Below are 18408 nucleotides of genomic sequence, written 5' to 3' on the forward strand. Positions count from 1 at the left end.
GGCGCTCGCGGCGCTCTGCCTTATCGGTTAGTCAGAATGTGGTAATGAGTTTTTCTGCAATCCAGCGGGCGACTTGCGGTACAACGGCGTTTCCGGCAGCCCTAGCCTCTGCAAAGTTGGCCGCATCCAGTCCTTTGCGAAGCCCATTATCTGCAACCGTTCGCTGCCGCTCAACCATCGCACCCCGTCCGTCGGCAACAATGCAGATGTTGGAACCTGAGATGTCGATATTTGTCCCGCCGGGGAAACCTGCAAGTAAAGTTGGGTGTGCGTCCGCCCAGGCGCTGCCCGCTGCCGCCTTGCCAGCCAATCGGTCAGCTGGTCCGGCGTCAGCCATAAACCCAATTGGCGGCCACTCTCCCAATCCAGCGACCAGGAATACGCGGCGGCGTTTTGTGGGGACTCCGAAATAGCGAGCATCGAGCACTCTCCAGTATCCCACATACCCGCATTCGGCAAGGGACTGGATAACTGTCTGAAAGTCTTGGCCATTGTTGCTATTGAGCAACCCCGTGACGTTTTCAAGCACCAGCCAGCGGGGCTGAAGTGTTTTGACGATGTTGAGTGCGTCGAAGAACAGGCCGGTGCGGGAAGCGGTCGGCGAGTACGGCGCGGGGCACGTCGGCAATTTCGACTTGCCATGCGGTTGTAAATCCTGCCTGCTCGAATCCGAGATCGAAGCCGCCGATGCCGGCAAACAGGCTACCGACTGTGGGTTTTGATGGTGCTTTTGCATCCATATTTTCCTTTCGTGCGGCATTCTGGGATGCTCCGGTTTGAAAATACGGCGCTCTCGGCACTCTGTGAAATAATCAATTGAATGTGTTGATGGTTTTGCAATGGCGGCATTTTATTTCTATTTTACCGCAACCTTTTGCCAGCAATTTATGGCAGATTTTGCAACGCAATTCGCGGTATCCCATATCGCATTTACTCCGTTTGTTATAAAATACCGCCGCTTATCTGCCGTAACAGGCCGGTAAGCGGCGGCCTTGAAGTCAATGCATTTCTGACTGGCGCAACGGGTGCTTGCTAGGTTATTCGTTGCGTCGCCGCCTCTCAAATCAAATTTTAAATCCCTCCTTTCTTTTCAGACGGCCTTGTCGATACTGTAGCATACAAGGATTCAGGGCTGTGTCTGCACGGCCGCGGGTAGTCCAACGCGCGGGCGCACCATTCGCTGCAAAACCAGCTGCCCGGGCCTTGTTTGATAAACGGCAACACAAAGGCCAACACGCCGAAAAAGTCGTATCGGCAGCCATCTGTTATGCGGTAAAACCGTGCTGCCTTTTCGGCCGCCTCCGGCGGCAGCTCGATTAAATCCCATCGCTCCGGTGGCAATGCCATTACTTTTTTGCGCACGCCGCCGTCGCGGGCAGAACTGGAATAGCAAGAAAAAACCCCTGCGCGCTGGTTATCCTGTACCGCAATCTCGCAATGGCTGTACCGGCTTTTGGTAGCCCGCCGCACGGCGGCATCGGCTATGCGTTTGATTATGTCGCGCGGGCGCTTGATGTCTGCTTTGCCCTTGTAAAGGGCAAGATAAGCCTTAGCCATTCAGATGGCCTCCGGCGCAGTAAACGCAATCACAATCTTATCCAGCGCGGCGGTCGTCTTGGCCGCCTCAATCTTGGCTTGCAGCGCCTGCCGCTGCCCGGCGATGCTGGCGGTGAGTGCCTCATAGGCCAGCGTTTTGCGCAGCGCGGCGGCCCTAAGCTGCTCAACCGGCACGCCGCGTGCGGCGGCGATGCCGTCTAAAACGGGCGTGGGCGCGGCGTTGTCTGCCGCCCATACTTTGACCTCAACAGCCTGCAGCGGCCACGTCTGCACCTCAAACGCGGGCAGCTTGTCGGTTTCGGCGGCCGCGTCGATATAGTCTTGGGCGGCGGCGTTGAGCTGTTGCAGCTTGGCGGATTTGGCTGCCCTGAGTTGCTGCGCGGCCGCATCATCCGGCAACACCCACTTGCCGTTGTGTAATTGGTGCAGGTGGCCGGGCGGCGGGGTGTCGCTAAACCATACCGTCTCACCGTTTGACCAGGCAAACGGGCGGGCATCGTCAAAATCCGCTTCCAGGCAATATTGGTCGCCCGAAAGGGCGGGGGCTTCATGGGCGGCCATTTCGCAATGGCCGTATGTGTTGAAAATCAGATACATAACAAAATCCTTAAACAGTAACCCAAGTATTATTGCGGCGCACGCGCACTGTCCCGGTCAGTTTGTCGATAATTGTCGAGCCGTTTTTGGCCGTCGGCGAGTAACCGATCCACGGGATACGGGCGTTGTAGTAGGCGTCGCCCTTGCCCGGTATAACGGGGGTTGCACCGCTGCTTAAGCCGTTGTCATAGTCAAAATCAAAGTACAGGTTATCGTAGGTAATGGCGTCTGCGGTGCGGATTGCCGCCATGCCGCCGCGCATGTTGACCCCCGTGAAAACCACGTTTTTCACGGTGCCCGCGCCGGTTGCTTCGGGCGCGGCATTGGTGTCAAAAAATACCACCGGGGCGTTTTGGTTGTGGCTGTTTTGGTAGCTGCCGCCCTGCACAAACAGGCCGTCGAGCAGGCCGTCCCAGCCGGGGAACCGGTCATAAACGGCAGACACGACGCGGATGCCCTGCCGCTGGAAATCGCTCATCACGTTGCCGTTAAGCGAGATGTTGGTTACCGATTCCAGCGACACCGCATCCCAGCACGAGTATTGCGCGTTGCGCTTTTTGCCGAGCGTGCAGCCGGTCATGGTAACGCCGTCTACAACCGAAAACATGTAGCCCGCAAAATTGCCGATGCCGCCGCCGGTCATGTTGACGTCTTCGACGTGGCAGGCGGTGAGTTTAAAGTTTTTGTGGCGGTGGCGGGCCACGCTGGTAGCGCCAAGCACCTTAAAGCCGCAGCCGCCGCTCGACGTGCCGCCGTGGTTGCCCGACATCTTGGACACGCAGGCCACAAACGACACGTCGCGGATACCGAGCTGGCCGCCGAAGCGGTAGCCGTGCTCCGCTGCGTCCTCAATCAACCAATTTGCAAAAGTCAAATCATGAGTGGTGTAGTCGCCGCCAATGCTCTCAACCAGCAGGCCGTTTTGGCCGGGTGCACCCTCCGCGTTGGGCGATTTTTCGGACAGGTGGGCGCGGTTAAAATCGTAGTTGCCCACGTCGCGCAGATAAACTCCGGTGCGGTAACACTTAATTTTTATATTATCGACGCGCCCGCCCTCAACCCCGAACAGCATCAGGGCTGCGTCGTAGTTGGTAATATCCGCGGCGCCGATTTTGATATTTTTAAGCGGGATACCGATCGACGACTGCAAGTGCACACCGTAGTTTGACCCCTTGGCATCTGATTTAAGCTCGATTTTTCCGATCTCAACGTTGCTGCCCAACACACGCACGCCGCGATCTGCCGCGCTGCCGGGCGAGTTGACCGCCAGCACATCGACAGACACATCGCTGTTGATGTTGATACACGGTTGTTCGGATGCGGCCAGTTTTTTAAACACTGCTCCGGCCGCGGAAAGCTGCGAAAACTGCGGGATACTGATTTGGCTGATGCCGTAGTTTTTGCCGGCCGTGAAACCAAGCGGCTTGCGCTCGCCCGCGCATACGTTTAAGGCCGTCTGAACCTTTTGAGTTTCGTCGCTGCCGTCGCCCAAAATGCCAAAATCAGCCGCCGACACGGTTTCAGACTGCCTTTTCCAGCGCATTCCGTCGGCGGCCACAATCACCGTGCCGCCGTTGTCGGCGGTGGTTTTGTCGGCTTTGTCGGCCACAAACAGGCCGCCGCCGATACCCGGTGCGGTATCATAGTATCCGTTGACATTAACATAACCCGAACCGCTGTATTGGCGCAACGCATCAATGCTGGATACTTGCGAGGCAGATTCGGCCAAGGTTTTGATGGCACTCAAAACCTGGCTATGATCCGCCTTATCCGGCTCAATTCCGGCGGCTTTTAAAATGCTAAACAACTCGCCCTGCAACTGATTGAGCCACCATGCCGGCACGGGAGTGCCCGGCACGCGGCGGGTGCCGTCAACAAACTGATTATCGGGGGTTTGGATTAAATCCATCTTATAGCTCCTCGGCGTATTCAAAACGGCAATAAGTCCATGCCGGCTTAAGCTCCTCAAACATCGTCTCGATGATGGGGTCTGTGTAAACGGTTAGTCGGTCGCCGGCGCGGGCTTCGCCGGCGCGGAAAATGTAGGCTGTGGCGTTGCCGTCGGCGATGTCGACGCACCAGCGCCATTGGCTCTCCTCATCGTTGAGGTTGTCGCCCGCGCAGCTTGTGCCCGCCCGAAAACAATCCTCCTCAGTGATGTGGATGTCGTAGCCCGCACCCTTTGCCAAACTTAAAAAATAAGGGATGCTCAAACCGCCGGTGGCGTTGATTTTTGCGATTACGGCGCTGATGCGGTAAGGCTCGGGTTTATCGGAGTTGTCGATGCCGAGTACGCGCTCCCAGTTGTCGATCAGCTCGCCGGCGTATTCGGGGGTAACGGCGTTTTCCGCGGCGGCGGCATGGTCGGCGGCGGCATCAAGCGCATTGCCGTCGATGGTTGCCTGATTGCGCTGGCCGTCGGCATTACGGGCATAAGATACAGGCGGCAGCAGGGCAAGCAGCGTGTTTTTGTAGCCCATGATTAACCCATGCCCGTGATGGTTACGGTGCCCAGCCGATACCAGTTAACGTCGTCATCGTTTGCGGCCAGCATATTTGCGCGCGGTGCCGTCAAAATGCGGTCAGCCACACCCGGCACATTGCTGATAACCGCTTCGATTTGAGATACCACCAAATCGTCGCCCGGCTCGAATTTGCCGAAAAACTCGGCCAACGCCCGCTCAACCACCGGCTGCACATCGGATACGCCCGGGATAAACACCGATGCGGCCACATCGACGTTAACGGCGTTCGGTGCCATGACCAGCACATTTTTGGCGGTAACGGGGCGCACCTCGTCGATATAGTCTTGGCATTTTTTGATGGTCTCATCGCTCGGCAGGCCGCCCGAGCTGGTGATAACCACGTCAACCGTACCCAGCCCGCGCCGCAGCGGGTAAACGTATGCCCCCGTTACGCCGTCCACCTCCAACGCCCAATTTTTAAAGTCATACTTGTTGCCGCCTGCGGCTGGTCGGCGGATGCGCTCCAGCAAACGGGCAAGCAGCGATGCATCGCTCTCGGTGTCGGTGCCGCCCTCAACGGTAATCACGCACTCAGACGGCACGCCCGCTGGTGCCGCCATCAACTGAGCCGCTGCATTTTTGGCGTGGGTTGCGGTGCCGGCAGATTCCGCGGCCACGGCAACCCTAACCGGCGCGCTGCCGTCTGCCGCCACGCGCTCAAGGGTGCGGTAAAGATAATCGCCGCGCTTAATCAGCAGGCCGTCTGAAACAACCGCACCTGCCAACGCGCCTGTGATAACGGCATATCCTGCCGCTTTGGTGGCATTGCGGCGGCGAAGGCCGCGCAGGTTGGCGTGCCGCTCCAAATAGTCGCTATCGGCCGTGTCGGGGAAAATCTGCCGGGTAATCCACGCCTGATGCGCATACTGCCCAGCGGCCACGCTGGCCAGGCGGCTGGCGTGCACGTAGTGGTCGCCGTCGGGGCTGATGTCTGCCGTCGGGTCGAGCGACTGTGTGTCGCGCAAAACCGAATCGCGGATCTCCTCAAACGTCGGAATCGTAAACACGCTTTAAAGCCTCTTTAAACGGGTTAAATAACGGGTACCTTGTGGCGGTAGTCAAACCCGCCCTCGGCGGTATCGACGCGGATAGCCAAATACAGCCAGCCGTTGTGCGGCTGCTCGGCACTGACGGTAATCCGTTGTGCGCGCCCGCTGTCGACAATGGGCTGCAATGCCTCGGCGGCGTATTGCTCCGCCAGCAAACCCACCCGCTCAAGGTCTTTCTCGCGCTGCAACAGATGCAGCTGTGAGCCGACCGTTTTATCTGCCCACCAGCTGCCAAGCGGCGTCATCAACCGGATGTACACCGCATTTTTAAGGGTGCTGACGGTTTTGCCGGTGTAGTCGCCGGTGGCGGTATCAAGCTCTTTATCCATATCGTGATTTTGCCTTTTTCAGACGGCCTGTCAGAGCAAACGCCTTTCAAGCCTGCGGCGCAAAAAAAGCAGCCCGAAGGCTGCCTGCTGTTATCCCGGTATCGGCGGCGATGTCTGCCCGCCGCTGTCGCCGGTGTGCGGGTGGTTGGCCAACGAAACGCCCGATGCCGCCACATCGCCGTCTGTTTCAAAACTGCCGCCCGTTTGAGTTACGTTGCCGCTAAATGTCGCGCCATTGCCGCCCTGCACGGCCATGCCGCCGTTGCCGTTGATTTGGCCTTGTGCGGTCAACACCGCGCTGGTCTCCAGCATGGGCGTTTCAAAGTTGGCTGCTTCGCTGGCCGTGATTTTGTAGCTTTTGCAGTTAACCTTAAAAACATCGCAATCGGCCTCGATAACCTTGCCGCTCTTAATCACGATTTTTGCCCCTTCGTGGTTAAAAATGGCCGTTTCGCCCGGGCTGAGGTTTTTAATGCGGTATCGGCCGTGCTGCGTGCACACAATCACACCGTGCGACGTTGCACCACCCAGCGGGATAACCACCGCTTCCGAGCCTGCCGGCGGGTTGCTGGCAAAGCCGTATTCCTGCAAGTGTTCGAGGTCTTGCAGGGTTTCGTCGGCCAAGCCGCCCAACTGCACACGCTGTATCAGCCCGTCCGACACAACCAGTGTGATTTTGCCGCGGAACGCCGCCCGCACGGTATCGCCGATGTTTCGGGCCGTTTGCGCCGCCCGCTTCGCCATTTTTGCCAAACTCATTCAAATACCGCCGTTTTGTTGGTTTCCGTTTTTTGTTTTTTGCCTGCTTTTTTACGGTTGGTTACGCCTTTTTTGCTGCCCTTACGCTTGCGCGCCTGCTCCGATTTTTTGGGGTAGGCATCGGGCGTCCAAACCCCGTCCTCTTTGAACCGCAGCTCTGTTTGCGTGCCGCTGCCGCGGGAGAGCATAAACCGCCGCCCCATCAAGTAAAACACCGCATCGATGCCGTGCTCGTCATCAATCACATGCACCCGCTGGCCGGGCTGCCACAACACACCGTCGCGCGTGGCATGGCCGCCTACCGTAACCGTTAGGGTAAACCCCTCCAGCCGCCAATCGGCCAGCTGCTTTTTGGCCTGCTTTTGCAGCGCGGCCAAATTGTCGGCGTCGGACACCACCACCGTTTTGGGTTTGTGAAGCGTCATGGTCGGGTCTTTGTAAACCCATTTGAGATCGTGTTTGGCGCTGTCGCCGCTTTTTGCGTGCGATTGCGCCAGAAACACCACCTCCGAGTAGCGGTTATCTACCGACCACTCCAGCACCACGCTTTCGGTGTTGCGCCGTTTGTCGCTGCGGCTCCAACACAAGGTGGCCACGGGCGGGCTGGCATAATCCGCCCCGCCCACAACCAGCGTGCCGTCCGGCTCCATCCACGGATGCAGCCCCACCGAATTGGCAATATGCGTTAACGCCTGCCACACGCTCTCGCCCGGCTCGATGTCGATTTTATCGAGCACCGGGTTACTCTCGGCCTTGAGCCGGATATTTTTGATTTGCGGCCATGGCGCCACCAGTTTTTTAGCTGCGTCCAACACGGTCATGCCCTTAACATTGAGCTGCACGGCAGAGCAATCCACCAACAACCCGGCATAGTCGCGCCCGCTAAGCCGCAGCGAGCGCGAACCCTTGCGCTTATCGTGATGCTGGCTGTCGACAATGCCCGTCATCACCGTTTGGCCGTCTATTACCACCTCGCACGTCTCCCCCGACAAATCGGGGATTTCCGCCGCGCCGTAGGGCAGGCCGATGGCAAAATCGAAACCGTCGGCCGGTATCAAAAAATCGCTGTCTATATCGTAGCTCTCCCAATCGCGGTGCTCTTTGCCGCCGATACGCACGGCGGTGGTGTGGCCGTAGGAATTATTTTGCATAGCTGTTTACCAGTTCGCCCCGCGCGATAAATGCGGGGTGTTTGATATGGGGGTTGAGTTTGACCAGCTCGTCGGCGCGGCCAAGGTCGCCGTAAAACTCGTGCGCCAGCTGGTGCACGGTGCAGTCAAACTGGGCAATCCGCACCACCAGTGGCGGCTTTTGGTTTATTTCCGCCACAATCAGGCGGTTAAACCGCGCGGCCAGCCTGCGCAATGCCTCGCCGGCGGTGTGGGCGCTGCTGTATAGCGCATCGGCGCTCAAACTGCCCGCAGCGGTGGCATCGGCCTGTATGGCGCGCATCAGGTCGATTTCCGCCTGTATCCGCGCACGGATTTGGCGGTTAACGTGCATCAGCTCGGCCGCGCTCATCTCGCCGCCGCGCGTCTCCACCAAGTCAACCGCCACCGCCACCAGCCCCAAACACACCGATGCGCGCAAGGCCGCGTCAATCGGCCGCATTTGGTTGGCAGTGATTTTTTGCAGTTGGGTTACACCGCCTTTGCCGCTCAGCAAATCTCCGCCCAAGGCCGCGCACTCGGCCGCTTTGGCCGACACCTCGTCAAACAGCTGCCGCGCCGCCAAACCGCCCTGCGCGGTATCAATGTTTGCCGATAGGGCCGCCTCGTTTTTCAGGCCGTCTGAAACCATATCCGCCATCGTGCCTAGATTGGCACCCAAGCTCTGCCTAAAGGTATCTGCGCTGTAAGAGCCGCTCCACGGCCAGCCTACCTCATTAAAATCAAACAGCCGCCGCACCGCCCCGAACACGCCCGCGCCGGCGCTCCAAATGCCCAGCGCGCTGCCCCACAAGTCGGACACGCCCGCATCAACCGCCAGCAGCGTGTCGATAAAGCCAAATGCCGCCTCTTTGTAGGCGTCGATTTCGGCAATCAGGGCTTCCATCTCAACTAAAAAACTGTTTTCAAAAACAAAAATTTCCTGCGCTTCGGCGGCCTCACGGAACGTGATGTCGACTGCCGCGTAATCCACATTGTCGGCCTCGTGGCGGTAGCTCCACGATGCCGCAATCATGTTTTGCATCCGCCCCCAAACAGGGTGTACCAACACCCCCGCGCCCGGCTCCTCCAGCGCATCAAGCAGCTTTTTCAGACGGCCTGCATAGCCTTTGCCCCAAAAAACCGCCCGAATCTGCACCTGCCTGCCCGTGGTGCCCATATCCTCAAGGTCAACGCCCTGCACAAAGGCGCGGGCGTGCTCGGCCAACGCTTTGCCGTTGCTCTCGTCGACAGACTCAATGTCAAACCCCACGCCCTTATAAGACGCATCCTGCAAAACGGTATGCCACGCGCTCATTGGCCTGCCCCTCTGCCAAACATCAACACCTGATGCCGCGACACCTCGTTGGCAATCACACGCCCGTCGAGCGTTACGGCAATATTGTTTTGGATGGTTTGATTAAGCCCGCCCAGCGTGCCGTTGATGGCGTTAAGGCTGCCGGTAACGGCTGCGGTATCGGCGGCCAGCGCCGCATGGTATTGCGCGGTTTGCTCCGCAATCGCGGCCTGATAGGCTGCGGTTTGCTGGGTAATAACGGGCGCAAGCGGCTCGGCTGGCTTGAGCGGCTCGGCCGGCTTAAGCGGGGCCAGCGGCTCCGCCCGCAACCGCGGCGGCGGCTGCACGGGAAGATAGGGCTTGTTGGCTCGCCAAGCCTCGCGCATCTTTGCCATGCGCTCGTCTTCGCCCGCGTTCAGGCTTTCTGAACGCAACAGCAAACCCAAACCAAAACTTGTTTTGGCATTAAAAAGTTTGCCGATTTTGCCAAACCATCGGCCGCCCGCCCCGCCTTTGGGTGCACCGCCGCCGTTTTTGCCCGGTAAAAAATCCCCCAACCCCTTGCCGTTTGCCATTGCCACCAACCCCAATGCGCCCGCAGCAGCCGTTGCCGCAGCGGTTAACGCTTTGGCCGCCAACGCAGCATTCGGAAACTCGGCCGAAATCCCCATCAAGCCGGTTTGGAAACTTATCAGCGGCTCGGTGAGGCTCTCGGTCATCATGGCAATTGATTTATCCCGCTCCTGCTTGGCTGCATCGGTCATCATCCTTGCCTCATTGAGGCGCGCCACTTTGCCGTTATCGTATGTAACGCCCGCCAGCGATTGCAGGTATTTGTTGATTTGCTCCAAATCCGAGGCGGCAAACAAGCCTTGCTTTGCCTGCAAGTCAGGCATCACTTTAGACAACACAAACCCGTGCATCATATTCATTTGTTCGGCGGCGGTTTTGTCGCCCTGCTCGGCTTTGGCTTTATATCCGGCATACTCTTTGTCTTTTGCCAGCATCTGGTCCACCAAGCGGCTTAACACCTGTATGGCATTTTCGCCGTTGGCCTTGCCTCTCAAAACCGAGCCCTCCCAATCGATGCCTTTTCCGGGGGCTGCCGGATTGTCAAGTTTGGACAAGCGTTTAACCGTATCTGCCGACAATGTTTTGTTAAGGATATTGCCAACGTTGGTAGCCGCCTCGCTGGTTGTGCCCGATTTGTTTGCCGCCGACTGAAGCAGCGCCAGCAAATACTCAAACCCCTGCATGCCGTTCAGGCCGGCGGCCTGCGCCTGCGGCAGCAGCGCGGGCAGCTCGCGCACCATGTCGGCAATCTCAAAATTGCCGTCCAATCCCGACTGCAAAGCCTTTTCAAATGCCAAGCCCAAGTCTTTGCCGTTAAAACCCGCATCTTTAAGCACTTTCATTAGTTTTGCGGTGTCGTCGGGGTTGTATTGCCCGTTTTCGCTGGCTGCCATCATGGCCGCATAAGATGTTTGCGCGTCTGCCTGCACCTCTTTAAAGCTCATGCCGTTTGTCATCATGGCACTAATCATGCCCAACGCGGAATCCGCATTACCGCCATTTTGTTTAATCAGCTCCAACGCCAGCTCTTTAACCTGTTTTGCCCCCTCGGTTGCAATCCATTGCGCCGACTTGCTGTCGTCCTCGATAAATGCTTGTCGCGCCACTTGGTTGATGTTGGCATTAAGCTGTTTTTTATCGTCCATCGCAGGCTTGAGCACAGCAAAAGCGGCCGTTCCGGCAGCCATGCCGGCCGCCCCGACTGCAAAAGCCTTTTGCAGCCGCGAACCTTTGCCCAACTCGGCATTAAGCTCCGCCACACGTTGTTTGGTCGCCCGCGCCGCCCGTGCCAAATCGTTTTGCGATGCCAAGCCACTACGTCGCAGGCGGTTATAAGCGGCTTCCGTTGCGCGGATTTCGCGCTGTATTGCTTTTTCGGAGCGGATTCCCGCAACCTCATAAGGTTTGTTTGCCCGCGCCAATTGAGCTTTGGATAACGCCGTGCGCTTTAACTGCCGCTCGGTTTCGGCAAGCAGGCGGCGCGCACCGTCATCGCGCCCCGTAAGCGACAACACCAATTTCATCAAACCGTTTGCCATAAAAAACAGCCTTTAAACTCACATTAACTCACGGTTAATTATGGCTTAAAGGCTGATCGCAAGGATATTTAAGGGGCTTCAAGCCCTAATCTTGCCGGGGGAGCCGCGAAAAGGCAAAAAAAGGCCGTCTGAAACAACATTGAAACTGTTTTCAGACGGCCTTGTGCTATACCGGTTTATGGCTTGGGCAGCCGCCTTGAGATAATCACTCCGTCATCACTCGGCTTTTTAATGCCCAGGCTTGCCAAAATATCGTCAAACCATGCCGTCAGCTCGGCGTGGCACATATTGGCGACGGCCTCGGCGGATATGCCCGCCTTGGCCATCAGAATCACGGATTGGCGGTAGTTTCGGTGGCTGTTGCGGTAGCTTCCGCGGCCCGTTTTGTCCAGGCGGCCGCTGCGGTGCCCGTGGGGGCTGCCCCAGCGGCGGTGTATTTTACCCGCAGTGCATCCTGCGCGGCCAAAATAATGCCGTAGTCCTCGCCGGTGAGGTTTTCCAGCAGGTAGGCGGCGGTAAGCTGCTCGGGGGCGATGCCGTCAACAGTGAGCTGCTCGGCCCAATAGGCCATTGTTTCGGCCATCAGCGCGGCGGTTTTGCCGTTTTCGGTTTGCGCTTCGGCTCCGCCTATCTCTTCGATGGCGGCTTGCGCGCGCAACTCGCCGCCGATGGTAAGCGGGCGCAGGGCGGCGCGCTTGGCCACCTTATCCGTGCCAGGCACGGGCAGCCCCCATGCCAAATCAAAATCGTATTTCATGCCGCGTTACTCCGTGATTTTGTGCAGCGCCACCATCTCGATGTCGATGCGCGCTTCGTTATCAACCTCATACTGCTCGCTGGTCTCGACGGTAAAGCAGTCGATATACGATGTACGGCGCTCCTCTTTGTTGATGGGGTAGATGGTAATCTTGGCTTTGGTGATGTTATCCCAATCAATTTCTGTGCCGTCGATGGGGATGGCGGCGGTAACGCTCAGTTTGTGTTCGGTTACGCCATCGGCATAGCCTTTCACGCGCCCTTGGCGGTTCATGGTTTTAACGGGTTTGCGGCCTGTGGTGGTTTGCGGCTTGATGCTCACAATCTCAACGTCTTGGCCGTTAACCTCCATAATCACCGCGCCGACATAGGTTGCGTCGCTCATTTTGCTTTCCTTTTTTGGGTTTTCAGACGGCCTTTAAAGGTGTTTTAAGGCCGTCTGAAACGGGTTTAAAGATACAGGTCGATGCGGGCGGCAAACACGTGCAGGCCGTTAACCACATCTACCGGGATAACCACATTCAGGCGGTTGGGGTCGTTGGGGTCGCGCTCCACAATCAAGAGATGCGCATTGGCCATCACGCTCTCGATGATTTCGGCTTCTTCCAGTTTGAGCAGCACGTCGAGGATTTCCGAGCGCACTTTTTTCGGCGTGCGTTCGTGCAGTTTTTCGCGCGGGAAGCGCAGGGCAACACGCTGGTCTACCGCATCGCGCACATAATCCAGCGTGCGGATGGTGGTAATGTCGAGCAGGGCGGGGTCGTCGGTGCCGGTGGCGTTTTTGGTGTATGTGGACACCGCACGCAGAATCTGCACCTTGTTGTTAACCACGGTCAGCGGGGTGATGCCGTTGTAAAGGGCGTTGTTAAGCTCGGCGTAAACCGGCCAATCGGCATCCGATGTGATGCCCAAGCCCTTAACCTCAAGCGTGTTCAGGGGCTTGGCCGGGTCTTCCTCGAATGCCAACACCGCCGCATAACCTGCGGCAATAATGGCGCTGCCCTCAACGGCGCGCTTATACCACGGCACGCTGATGCGGCCGTCGTTGAGTTTGCCTGCAAACGTAGTGGCGGCTGCCAATGTGCCGCGCTGGCCGATAACGCCGATGGCGCCGCGTTTTTCGATGGCATTGGATACTGCGGTCAGATGGGCGCTCAGGCGCTTGGCGTTGGCATCGTCGCCAAACGCGCTGCACACGATGTGGTAGCGTTTGCCCGCCACCGCGTTGAGCGCGGCGGAAATATCGGCGTTGCCCTCGCCGCCGGAAAACGGGGTAACGCTCACTTTTAAGCCCGTGGCCGTGGTTGACGCGCTCAATGCCAGCTCGTTGCCGATCTCGCCCTTGCATTTGGCCGTCAGGCTTACCGCCGCCGCCGAACCTGCCGCCGCCGGGCTGTCCGCCGTGCCCAGCAGGGTACGTAAACGGCCGGCCACGGTGTCGGGGGTATCATCGGCATTAACCGATGTGGCATAAGCCACGCCGCCCAACACCACGGTGGCGGTGCCGGCTGTGGCCGGCAGGCCGGAAACGGTAACGCCGGCAGTAGCGGCCTGCGCGCCGTCGGCGGCATCGGCCACGCCGATTACGGTCAAATCCAAATATTGGTTATTGGTAAACGCTTGGCGCACGCACAAATGCGCCCACGAGCCGGCGCCGAACAAATCGGCCGCCTGCACATCGCTAAACAGGTTAACCGGCACATTGGGCGTTTGGCTGCCCGCCGCCGTCATCAGCGCAATCAGCACCATTTTCTGCGGGTTTTGCGGCAGGCCGCTAACCGCGGTTTTGGTGTTAAATTCGATGTATCGCCCGGGCACGCGGATGCTGCCGGGAATGGTGTCAAAATCCACTTTCATTACTTGCTGCCTTTCTTGGTGGCGGGTTCAGGGTCAACGGCTGCCAGCAGGTCGCCGTCGGCCAGCAGGCGGCGGTAATACAGCGTGTCGGGCACGCTCACAGGCTCTTGGCCGATATAGTCGTGCGCACGGCCCTCTTTGGGCACACGCAGGCCGTCGGCGGCCACTACTTTGATTTTGTCCATGATTAATCCTTTTTAAGGTTGATATCGGCGCCCACCTCCGCGCCGGTTGCGGGGTCGTAAATCTTGCCGGTAATGCCCTGCAAATCAGGCCACGGCTCGGATAGGCTGCCCTGGTATTTGGCAAAAATATAATCGGGGCTGGCCGGGTCGTCGGTATGCTCCGGGTAGCGGCCGTTCTCCAACCCGACGCCGCTAAAGCAGATGCTGTACTCGATTGCATATATGCCCACCGCAGCCTGCTGCACCAAAACATGATTGGCAATCGCACGCACCGCTTTGGGAACCAACCCGCGGCTGTCGGCAAACCCCAGCCGCTGGCCGTCCAGCAGGCGGCGGATGGCGCGGATTAAATCGTTGCTGCCGATTTCGCGGGCGTCGATGCCGCCCTGCCGTTGCGCCGCCTCGCTGCGCAGGTTGCGGGTGGCGGCCATTACCACAAACTCGGCGGTGTCCTGATAACGCGCGCCCCTCAAACCCGCCGGCGAGCCTACCGTTTCGATTTTGCTTCCGCCATACGTTACCCAAACCGCGGGCAGGGTGTGGATTTGCCCGGCCAAATCGTCGGCCTCGCCGTTGTAGCTCTTAACGGTGCGCACCATGCGCCCCAAACCGTTTTTCAGACGGCCTGTAATCGCCTGCTCAATATCAGTTATCACGTCCAAACACCTTGTTTTTGGCATTGGCAAAAATAACGCCGTTATCCGCCGCCGCGATTTCGCCGCCCGTGCCGTCCACTCCCAACTGCACATCGCCTTTGGCAATGGCGCGCAACAAGTCGAGCACGTCGATTTTGTAGCGGTTTCTGATTTCTTCGGTTATCAGCACGCCCGAGGCGGCAGTAAGGCGGTAACGGGCGATGTCGCAGCACAACCGCACCAAAATCGGCGGCGTATCGGCAAAAGGTCGGCTGAAACGGCCGAGATAGGCGTCGATTTCCGCCGTTGCGTCCTCCAAGGCCACCCGCGCCACATCGTCGTCAATCTCGCCGTCTTGGTTGCGGTCGGTGATTTGGATTACCTCCAAATCGCCAAACCTCGCCACCATATCGCCGACGGTTGCATAAGCCATTACTCTGCCTCTTTGCGCTCAAGTGCCGGCTCGTCGGTGATGCGCGCCCAAGCGGTTTCGCCCACTTCAGCGCGTTTTACGGTTTGCCATTGGTCGTTAAACAACACACCGCCGCGCCACAGCTCCTTGCCTTTGGCTGCGCGCACCAGCAGCGCCTCGCGGCTGTCGGCCTTTTTATCGGCTTTGCCCGTTTGGCCGCGCAGCGCGTGCAATTCGCGCGCCAAGGCTTCTTTTTCGTTTTCGGTTGCGGCCAGCTTGGCGGTCAGTTCGTCGATTTCGGCGCGGGCGGCGGCCAATTCGGCCTGCACATCCGCCGCCTGCTCATGCGCGGGCGTCTGCTCTTCGGGCTTGCTGCCCGGCGCGGGTGTTTGGGCTTCGGTGGATTTGGTGTTTTTTGCCATATTGGTCTCCCGTTTTCAGACGGCCTTTAATCTGCTTTTAAGGCCGTCTGAAAACCGTTAAAGGTTACAGATGCACCGACACGTGCAGTTTCAGTCGGCCCTTAAAGGTGTTGGTGGTGCCGTCGATTTTGTCGGCTTCCAACAGCTCGCGTGCGATGCCCTCCAGCTCGGGCGGCACCACCAGCAGGCTGGGTTTGACGTCGAGCTTGTAGCCGCCGTTTGCCTCGATGCGCTGCATCTTGACGATGATTTTTTCCAAGTTGGCTTTGGTCAGCGCGGTTTTTTCGGCCAGGTGGGCGAGTTGCCACAAACCAAAGCCGGCGGCGCAGCGGCGGCGCGAGCCGTAAAGGTAAACGTCTTCCATAAATACTTTGTCCGATTTGGCCGGGTCAAACTTGGCCTCAAATTCGGGTTCTGTGCGGCTCTGGAACACCAGCGGCTTCAGCGTTTTGGTGTCATCAATAACATACCAGCTGGGCACGCCCTCATCGGTGCCGGTGGTAATGTTGACGGTGGGCGTGTTGCTGCCGGTGCCGTCGGTTTTGCTGTTTACGGGGTGGTCGGTGTCAAAAAAGTATTGGCCGTCGTAGCAGGTGGTGGTTTTGCCTTGTTTCAACAGGCTCCACACCAAATCATCGGGCAGCGCGGCGGCGGATTCGCCCATCGCAGCCATCATCGGGCGGTACATGCCAACCTGATCGTCTTCGATGTCGGTGCGCTCCACGCCTACGGTGGCCTCAAACTTTTTATTGGCCAGGCTCATGGCCTCTTTTGCCATTTTTTCGATTTGGCGTTGGCCCACCCATTCGCGCATTTTCGGAAACTTGCCGAGCCACGCATAAGTGTTGATGGCGGTGGTCGACGGCACGGTCATGGCAATGGCGGTGTAAGACGGCTTTACAGATTCCAAACCGGTTTGGAATTCTTTGCGGAAAGCTGCCGTGATGGCGGTTAAAATGGCTGATTTATCCATTATTTATCGTCCTTTTCGGTTTTGATTTTGGCAAACTCGGCATGGCTCATGCCGAGCATTTTGGCGGCGGCCGCCTCTTCGGCGGTCAGCGCGGCGATGTTTTCGCCGGCGGGCAGGCCGCCTGTCTGCGTGCCGGCCAGTGCGGCCACCGGCTGCGCGTTGTCGATATAGCCGCTTAAAAACGCAAAGCCGCCGTCTTGTTTGAGCACGCTCTCCGCCCACTCTTTCTGCGCGGGCAGCAGTTTGCCTGCGGCCAGCGCGGCGGTAATCAGCTCGGCGCCCTTATCGGCGGCACGCTCGGCGGTCAGCGCGGCAAGCTGGCTTTGCAGCTGCTGCACCAGCTCAACGGGGGCGTATTGCGTAGGATCGGGTTTGCCTTGTGGGCAGGCGGAAAGGGCGGCGATTTTGCCGTCCTTTTCGGCCAACTCTTTATAGATGTCGGCCGACAAGGCAACGTTTTGCGGCTTGGCCTGCAACAGCGCGGTCAGCGCCGCAGTCAGCTCTTCTTCGGTCGCCTGCGGCAGGCCGAACAGTTGTTGCAACAACTCTTTCATCGGGTTTTGCTCCGTTTGGGATTTAAAAAACTGTGCCGACGCTGCCGCCAACACCTCATCCATGCCGTCGAGTGCCGGGTAATTGGTCAGCGCGGCATGGTAGATTTTGCGCACATAGCCTTTGGTGTCGTAGCCAAACACCGCCGAGATATAACGGTATTCTTTGGCGGCGATGGCTGCTGCCGCCTTATCCGTCCACTCCACGTCGGCAAACAAACCCTTGGGCGTAAAATCCAGACATCTCATCCAGCCTGCGGCGGGCGCGGGCTGGCCGTTTTTTTCCTTGTGCAGGGTCTGGTGCTCATAGTCGACCACCAGCTGGTTGCGCGATGCATTGGCCAGCTCGACCAAATCACGGCCGTTTTCCTCTGTGAGATACCACGCGGGGGCGTCAAACGGGCGGCCGTCAACCGCCCGAAACTCGCCGTAGGGCAAAAGTTGGATGCGGCCGTCTTTCGGGGCCACCTCAAAACTGCATGCGGCAAGGGTTAATTTGTCTTTAGGCATATTGCAATCCTTTCGATGTTGCCATTTTCCGGCTTTTTTCACACCATAAAGAGCGGACACGCTTCAAACCCGCCACCGACATCTATCTGATATAATCAAATCCGTTTCAGAGCCTTTTTAAATTCGCCTAGAATTGCGTTTAAATCTTCCGATGGGGGTTTGCCTTACAGCCATAAAAAACGCGCTAAAAAGCGCGTTTTTAAGGCCGTCTGAAAATCAGCCGATAAGATTGGCGAAATAATCCTGCACATCATCCATTAAAGCCTGCTTGTCGTCGTTGCTCAAAACCAAAAATTCACGCTGCGGAATGCGCACCTTGCGGCCACGTCCCGCCATGCCGCCGAAATTGTGAATCGCAGCATAAACCAGATTGGTGCCGACCAGCGCGGTATCGTTGTCGGAAAAGGTGCTGAAGCTGTTGCGCAGCGCACCGGTATCATTCAGCGGCTTGCCGTTGCGGTATTTCAGCCCCAACCATTTCGGCCGGCCGCCCGCGCGGAAATTATCACGCACGCCTTTGTGCATGGTTTCCGATAAGCGGCGCATAAGCAGATAGCGGTTTTCCACGCCACTGCCCAAGCGTTCGAGTTGGTTTTGCACCACAAACAGGTTGTCGATTTGGACTTCAATCATGCTATAATCATCTCCAAGGAAACTAGAAAAGCGATGAATCTCCCTATCGCGGCCTACCCGAAAGGGTGTGCGAGAGCGTGTGCGAGAGCGTGTGCAGGTGTG

General features: G+C 58.1%; 22 protein-coding genes and 1 pseudogene. All 23 read right to left on the reverse strand.

Annotation, left to right across the window (positions count from 1 at the left end):
- Window positions 1–31: 31 nt before the first annotated feature.
- Window positions 32–740: pseudogene (locus H7A79_RS05945) on the reverse strand (DNA cytosine methyltransferase).
- Between the two features lie 72 nt (window positions 741–812).
- Entirely contained in the window at window positions 813–923 is a 111-nt protein-coding gene (locus tag H7A79_RS05950; RefSeq protein ID WP_187001360.1) for a Com family DNA-binding transcriptional regulator, read from the reverse strand.
- A gap of 148 nt (window positions 924–1071) precedes the next feature.
- Window positions 1072–1557, reverse strand: a complete 486-nt coding sequence (locus tag H7A79_RS05955; protein ID WP_187000356.1) for a hypothetical protein — start codon at window positions 1555–1557, stop codon at window positions 1072–1074.
- Window positions 1558–2154 carry an HI_1402-related protein gene (locus H7A79_RS05960; RefSeq protein ID WP_187000876.1) on the reverse strand — a complete coding sequence of 199 codons (597 nt, stop codon included), beginning with the start codon at window positions 2152–2154 and terminating at the stop codon, window positions 1558–1560. It lies immediately after the preceding gene.
- Window positions 2155–2164: 10 nt separating this feature from the next.
- Window positions 2165–4063 (reverse strand): putative phage tail protein, encoded by a 1899-nt coding sequence (locus H7A79_RS05965; protein WP_246408026.1) that lies wholly within the window; start codon window positions 4061–4063, stop codon window positions 2165–2167.
- Between the two features lies 1 nt (window position 4064).
- On the reverse strand, window positions 4065–4634 hold the full coding sequence (locus H7A79_RS05970) for a YmfQ family protein (protein WP_187000877.1): 570 nt from the start codon (window positions 4632–4634) through the stop codon (window positions 4065–4067).
- A 2-nt stretch (window positions 4635–4636) separates the two neighbouring features.
- Window positions 4637–5686 carry a baseplate J/gp47 family protein gene (locus tag H7A79_RS05975; protein WP_187000878.1) on the reverse strand — a complete coding sequence of 350 codons (1050 nt, stop codon included), beginning with the start codon at window positions 5684–5686 and terminating at the stop codon, window positions 4637–4639.
- Window positions 5687–5709: 23 nt separating this feature from the next.
- A complete protein-coding gene (locus tag H7A79_RS05980; protein WP_187000879.1) occupies window positions 5710–6057 on the reverse strand; it encodes a phage GP46 family protein in 348 nt (115 codons plus the stop codon).
- A 90-nt stretch (window positions 6058–6147) separates the two neighbouring features.
- On the reverse strand, window positions 6148–6816 hold the full coding sequence (locus tag H7A79_RS05985) for a phage baseplate assembly protein V (protein ID WP_187000880.1): 669 nt from the start codon (window positions 6814–6816) through the stop codon (window positions 6148–6150).
- On the reverse strand, window positions 6813–7967 hold the full coding sequence (locus H7A79_RS05990; RefSeq protein ID WP_187000881.1) for a phage baseplate assembly protein: 1155 nt from the start codon (window positions 7965–7967) through the stop codon (window positions 6813–6815). Before H7A79_RS05990 ends, H7A79_RS05985 begins: the two co-directional genes overlap by 4 nt.
- The gene (locus H7A79_RS05995) at window positions 7957–9282 is read right to left on the reverse strand and encodes a DNA circularization protein (protein WP_187001361.1); all 1326 of its coding nucleotides are present in this window, start codon (window positions 9280–9282) and stop codon (window positions 7957–7959) included. The genes H7A79_RS05990 and H7A79_RS05995 overlap by 11 nt, the downstream gene beginning before the upstream one ends.
- Complete coding sequence (locus H7A79_RS06000; protein WP_187001362.1) at window positions 9279–11372, reverse strand: phage tail tape measure protein; 2094 nt, start codon at window positions 11370–11372, stop codon at window positions 9279–9281. Before H7A79_RS06000 ends, H7A79_RS05995 begins: the two co-directional genes overlap by 4 nt.
- 176 nt (window positions 11373–11548) lie before the next feature.
- On the reverse strand, window positions 11549–11698 hold the full coding sequence (locus H7A79_RS06005; protein ID WP_187001638.1) for a TetR family transcriptional regulator: 150 nt from the start codon (window positions 11696–11698) through the stop codon (window positions 11549–11551).
- 5 nt (window positions 11699–11703) lie between these two features.
- Window positions 11704–12129, reverse strand: a complete 426-nt coding sequence (locus H7A79_RS06010) for a hypothetical protein (RefSeq protein ID WP_187001363.1) — start codon at window positions 12127–12129, stop codon at window positions 11704–11706.
- Window positions 12130–12135: 6 nt separating this feature from the next.
- Complete coding sequence (locus H7A79_RS06015; RefSeq protein WP_187001364.1) at window positions 12136–12513, reverse strand: phage tail protein; 378 nt, start codon at window positions 12511–12513, stop codon at window positions 12136–12138.
- 65 nt (window positions 12514–12578) lie between these two features.
- Window positions 12579–13985, reverse strand: coding sequence for a phage tail sheath subtilisin-like domain-containing protein (locus H7A79_RS06020; RefSeq protein ID WP_187001365.1), 1407 nt, complete (start codon window positions 13983–13985; stop codon window positions 12579–12581).
- A complete protein-coding gene (locus H7A79_RS06025) occupies window positions 13985–14170 on the reverse strand; it encodes a DUF2635 domain-containing protein (RefSeq protein WP_187001366.1) in 186 nt (61 codons plus the stop codon). The genes H7A79_RS06020 and H7A79_RS06025 overlap by 1 nt, the downstream gene beginning before the upstream one ends.
- Window positions 14171–14172: 2 nt before the next feature.
- Complete coding sequence (locus H7A79_RS06030; RefSeq protein WP_187001639.1) at window positions 14173–14826, reverse strand: phage protein Gp37; 654 nt, start codon at window positions 14824–14826, stop codon at window positions 14173–14175.
- A complete protein-coding gene (locus H7A79_RS06035) occupies window positions 14816–15238 on the reverse strand; it encodes a gp436 family protein (protein ID WP_187001367.1) in 423 nt (140 codons plus the stop codon). Before H7A79_RS06035 ends, H7A79_RS06030 begins: the two co-directional genes overlap by 11 nt.
- Entirely contained in the window at window positions 15238–15639 is a 402-nt protein-coding gene (locus tag H7A79_RS06040; RefSeq protein WP_187001368.1) for a hypothetical protein, read from the reverse strand. Before H7A79_RS06040 ends, H7A79_RS06035 begins: the two co-directional genes overlap by 1 nt.
- Before the next feature lie 64 nt (window positions 15640–15703).
- Entirely contained in the window at window positions 15704–16612 is a 909-nt protein-coding gene (locus tag H7A79_RS06045; protein WP_187001369.1) for a Mu-like prophage major head subunit gpT family protein, read from the reverse strand.
- Entirely contained in the window at window positions 16612–17673 is a 1062-nt protein-coding gene (locus H7A79_RS06050) for a phage protease (RefSeq protein WP_187001370.1), read from the reverse strand. Before H7A79_RS06050 ends, H7A79_RS06045 begins: the two co-directional genes overlap by 1 nt.
- Before the next feature lie 216 nt (window positions 17674–17889).
- Window positions 17890–18306, reverse strand: coding sequence for a phage virion morphogenesis protein (locus H7A79_RS06055; protein ID WP_070749459.1), 417 nt, complete (start codon window positions 18304–18306; stop codon window positions 17890–17892).
- Window positions 18307–18408 lie beyond the last annotated feature (102 nt).

The sequence above is a fragment of the Neisseria musculi genome (assembly GCF_014297595.2).
GTDB lineage: Bacteria > Pseudomonadota > Gammaproteobacteria > Burkholderiales > Neisseriaceae > Neisseria > Neisseria musculi.

Excerpts from the sequence above, each read along its gene's own strand:
- H7A79_RS05950 (WP_187001360.1), bottom strand. The coding sequence starts at position 923 with ATGGGATACCGCGAATTGCGTTGCAAAATCTGCCATAAATTGCTGGCA.
- H7A79_RS05955 (WP_187000356.1), bottom strand. The coding sequence starts at position 1,557 with ATGGCTAAGGCTTATCTTGCCCTTTACAAGGGCAAAGCAGACATCAAG.
- H7A79_RS05960 (WP_187000876.1), bottom strand. The coding sequence starts at position 2,154 with ATGTATCTGATTTTCAACACATACGGCCATTGCGAAATGGCCGCCCAT.
- H7A79_RS05965 (WP_246408026.1), bottom strand. The coding sequence starts at position 4,063 with ATGGATTTAATCCAAACCCCCGATAATCAGTTTGTTGACGGCACCCGC.
- H7A79_RS05970 (WP_187000877.1), bottom strand. The coding sequence starts at position 4,634 with ATGGGCTACAAAAACACGCTGCTTGCCCTGCTGCCGCCTGTATCTTAT.
- H7A79_RS05980 (WP_187000879.1), bottom strand. The coding sequence starts at position 6,057 with ATGGATAAAGAGCTTGATACCGCCACCGGCGACTACACCGGCAAAACC.
- H7A79_RS05985 (WP_187000880.1), bottom strand. The coding sequence starts at position 6,816 with ATGAGTTTGGCAAAAATGGCGAAGCGGGCGGCGCAAACGGCCCGAAAC.
- H7A79_RS05990 (WP_187000881.1), bottom strand. The coding sequence starts at position 7,967 with ATGCAAAATAATTCCTACGGCCACACCACCGCCGTGCGTATCGGCGGC.
- H7A79_RS05995 (WP_187001361.1), bottom strand. The coding sequence starts at position 9,282 with ATGAGCGCGTGGCATACCGTTTTGCAGGATGCGTCTTATAAGGGCGTG.
- H7A79_RS06000 (WP_187001362.1), bottom strand. The coding sequence starts at position 11,372 with ATGGCAAACGGTTTGATGAAATTGGTGTTGTCGCTTACGGGGCGCGAT.
- H7A79_RS06005 (WP_187001638.1), bottom strand. The coding sequence starts at position 11,698 with ATGGCCAAGGCGGGCATATCCGCCGAGGCCGTCGCCAATATGTGCCAC.
- H7A79_RS06010 (WP_187001363.1), bottom strand. The coding sequence starts at position 12,129 with ATGAAATACGATTTTGATTTGGCATGGGGGCTGCCCGTGCCTGGCACG.
- H7A79_RS06015 (WP_187001364.1), bottom strand. The coding sequence starts at position 12,513 with ATGAGCGACGCAACCTATGTCGGCGCGGTGATTATGGAGGTTAACGGC.
- H7A79_RS06020 (WP_187001365.1), bottom strand. The coding sequence starts at position 13,985 with ATGAAAGTGGATTTTGACACCATTCCCGGCAGCATCCGCGTGCCCGGG.
- H7A79_RS06025 (WP_187001366.1), bottom strand. The coding sequence starts at position 14,170 with ATGGACAAAATCAAAGTAGTGGCCGCCGACGGCCTGCGTGTGCCCAAA.
- H7A79_RS06035 (WP_187001367.1), bottom strand. The coding sequence starts at position 15,238 with ATGGCTTATGCAACCGTCGGCGATATGGTGGCGAGGTTTGGCGATTTG.
- H7A79_RS06040 (WP_187001368.1), bottom strand. The coding sequence starts at position 15,639 with ATGGCAAAAAACACCAAATCCACCGAAGCCCAAACACCCGCGCCGGGC.
- H7A79_RS06045 (WP_187001369.1), bottom strand. The coding sequence starts at position 16,612 with ATGGATAAATCAGCCATTTTAACCGCCATCACGGCAGCTTTCCGCAAA.
- H7A79_RS06050 (WP_187001370.1), bottom strand. The coding sequence starts at position 17,673 with ATGCCTAAAGACAAATTAACCCTTGCCGCATGCAGTTTTGAGGTGGCC.
- H7A79_RS06055 (WP_070749459.1), bottom strand. The coding sequence starts at position 18,306 with ATGATTGAAGTCCAAATCGACAACCTGTTTGTGGTGCAAAACCAACTC.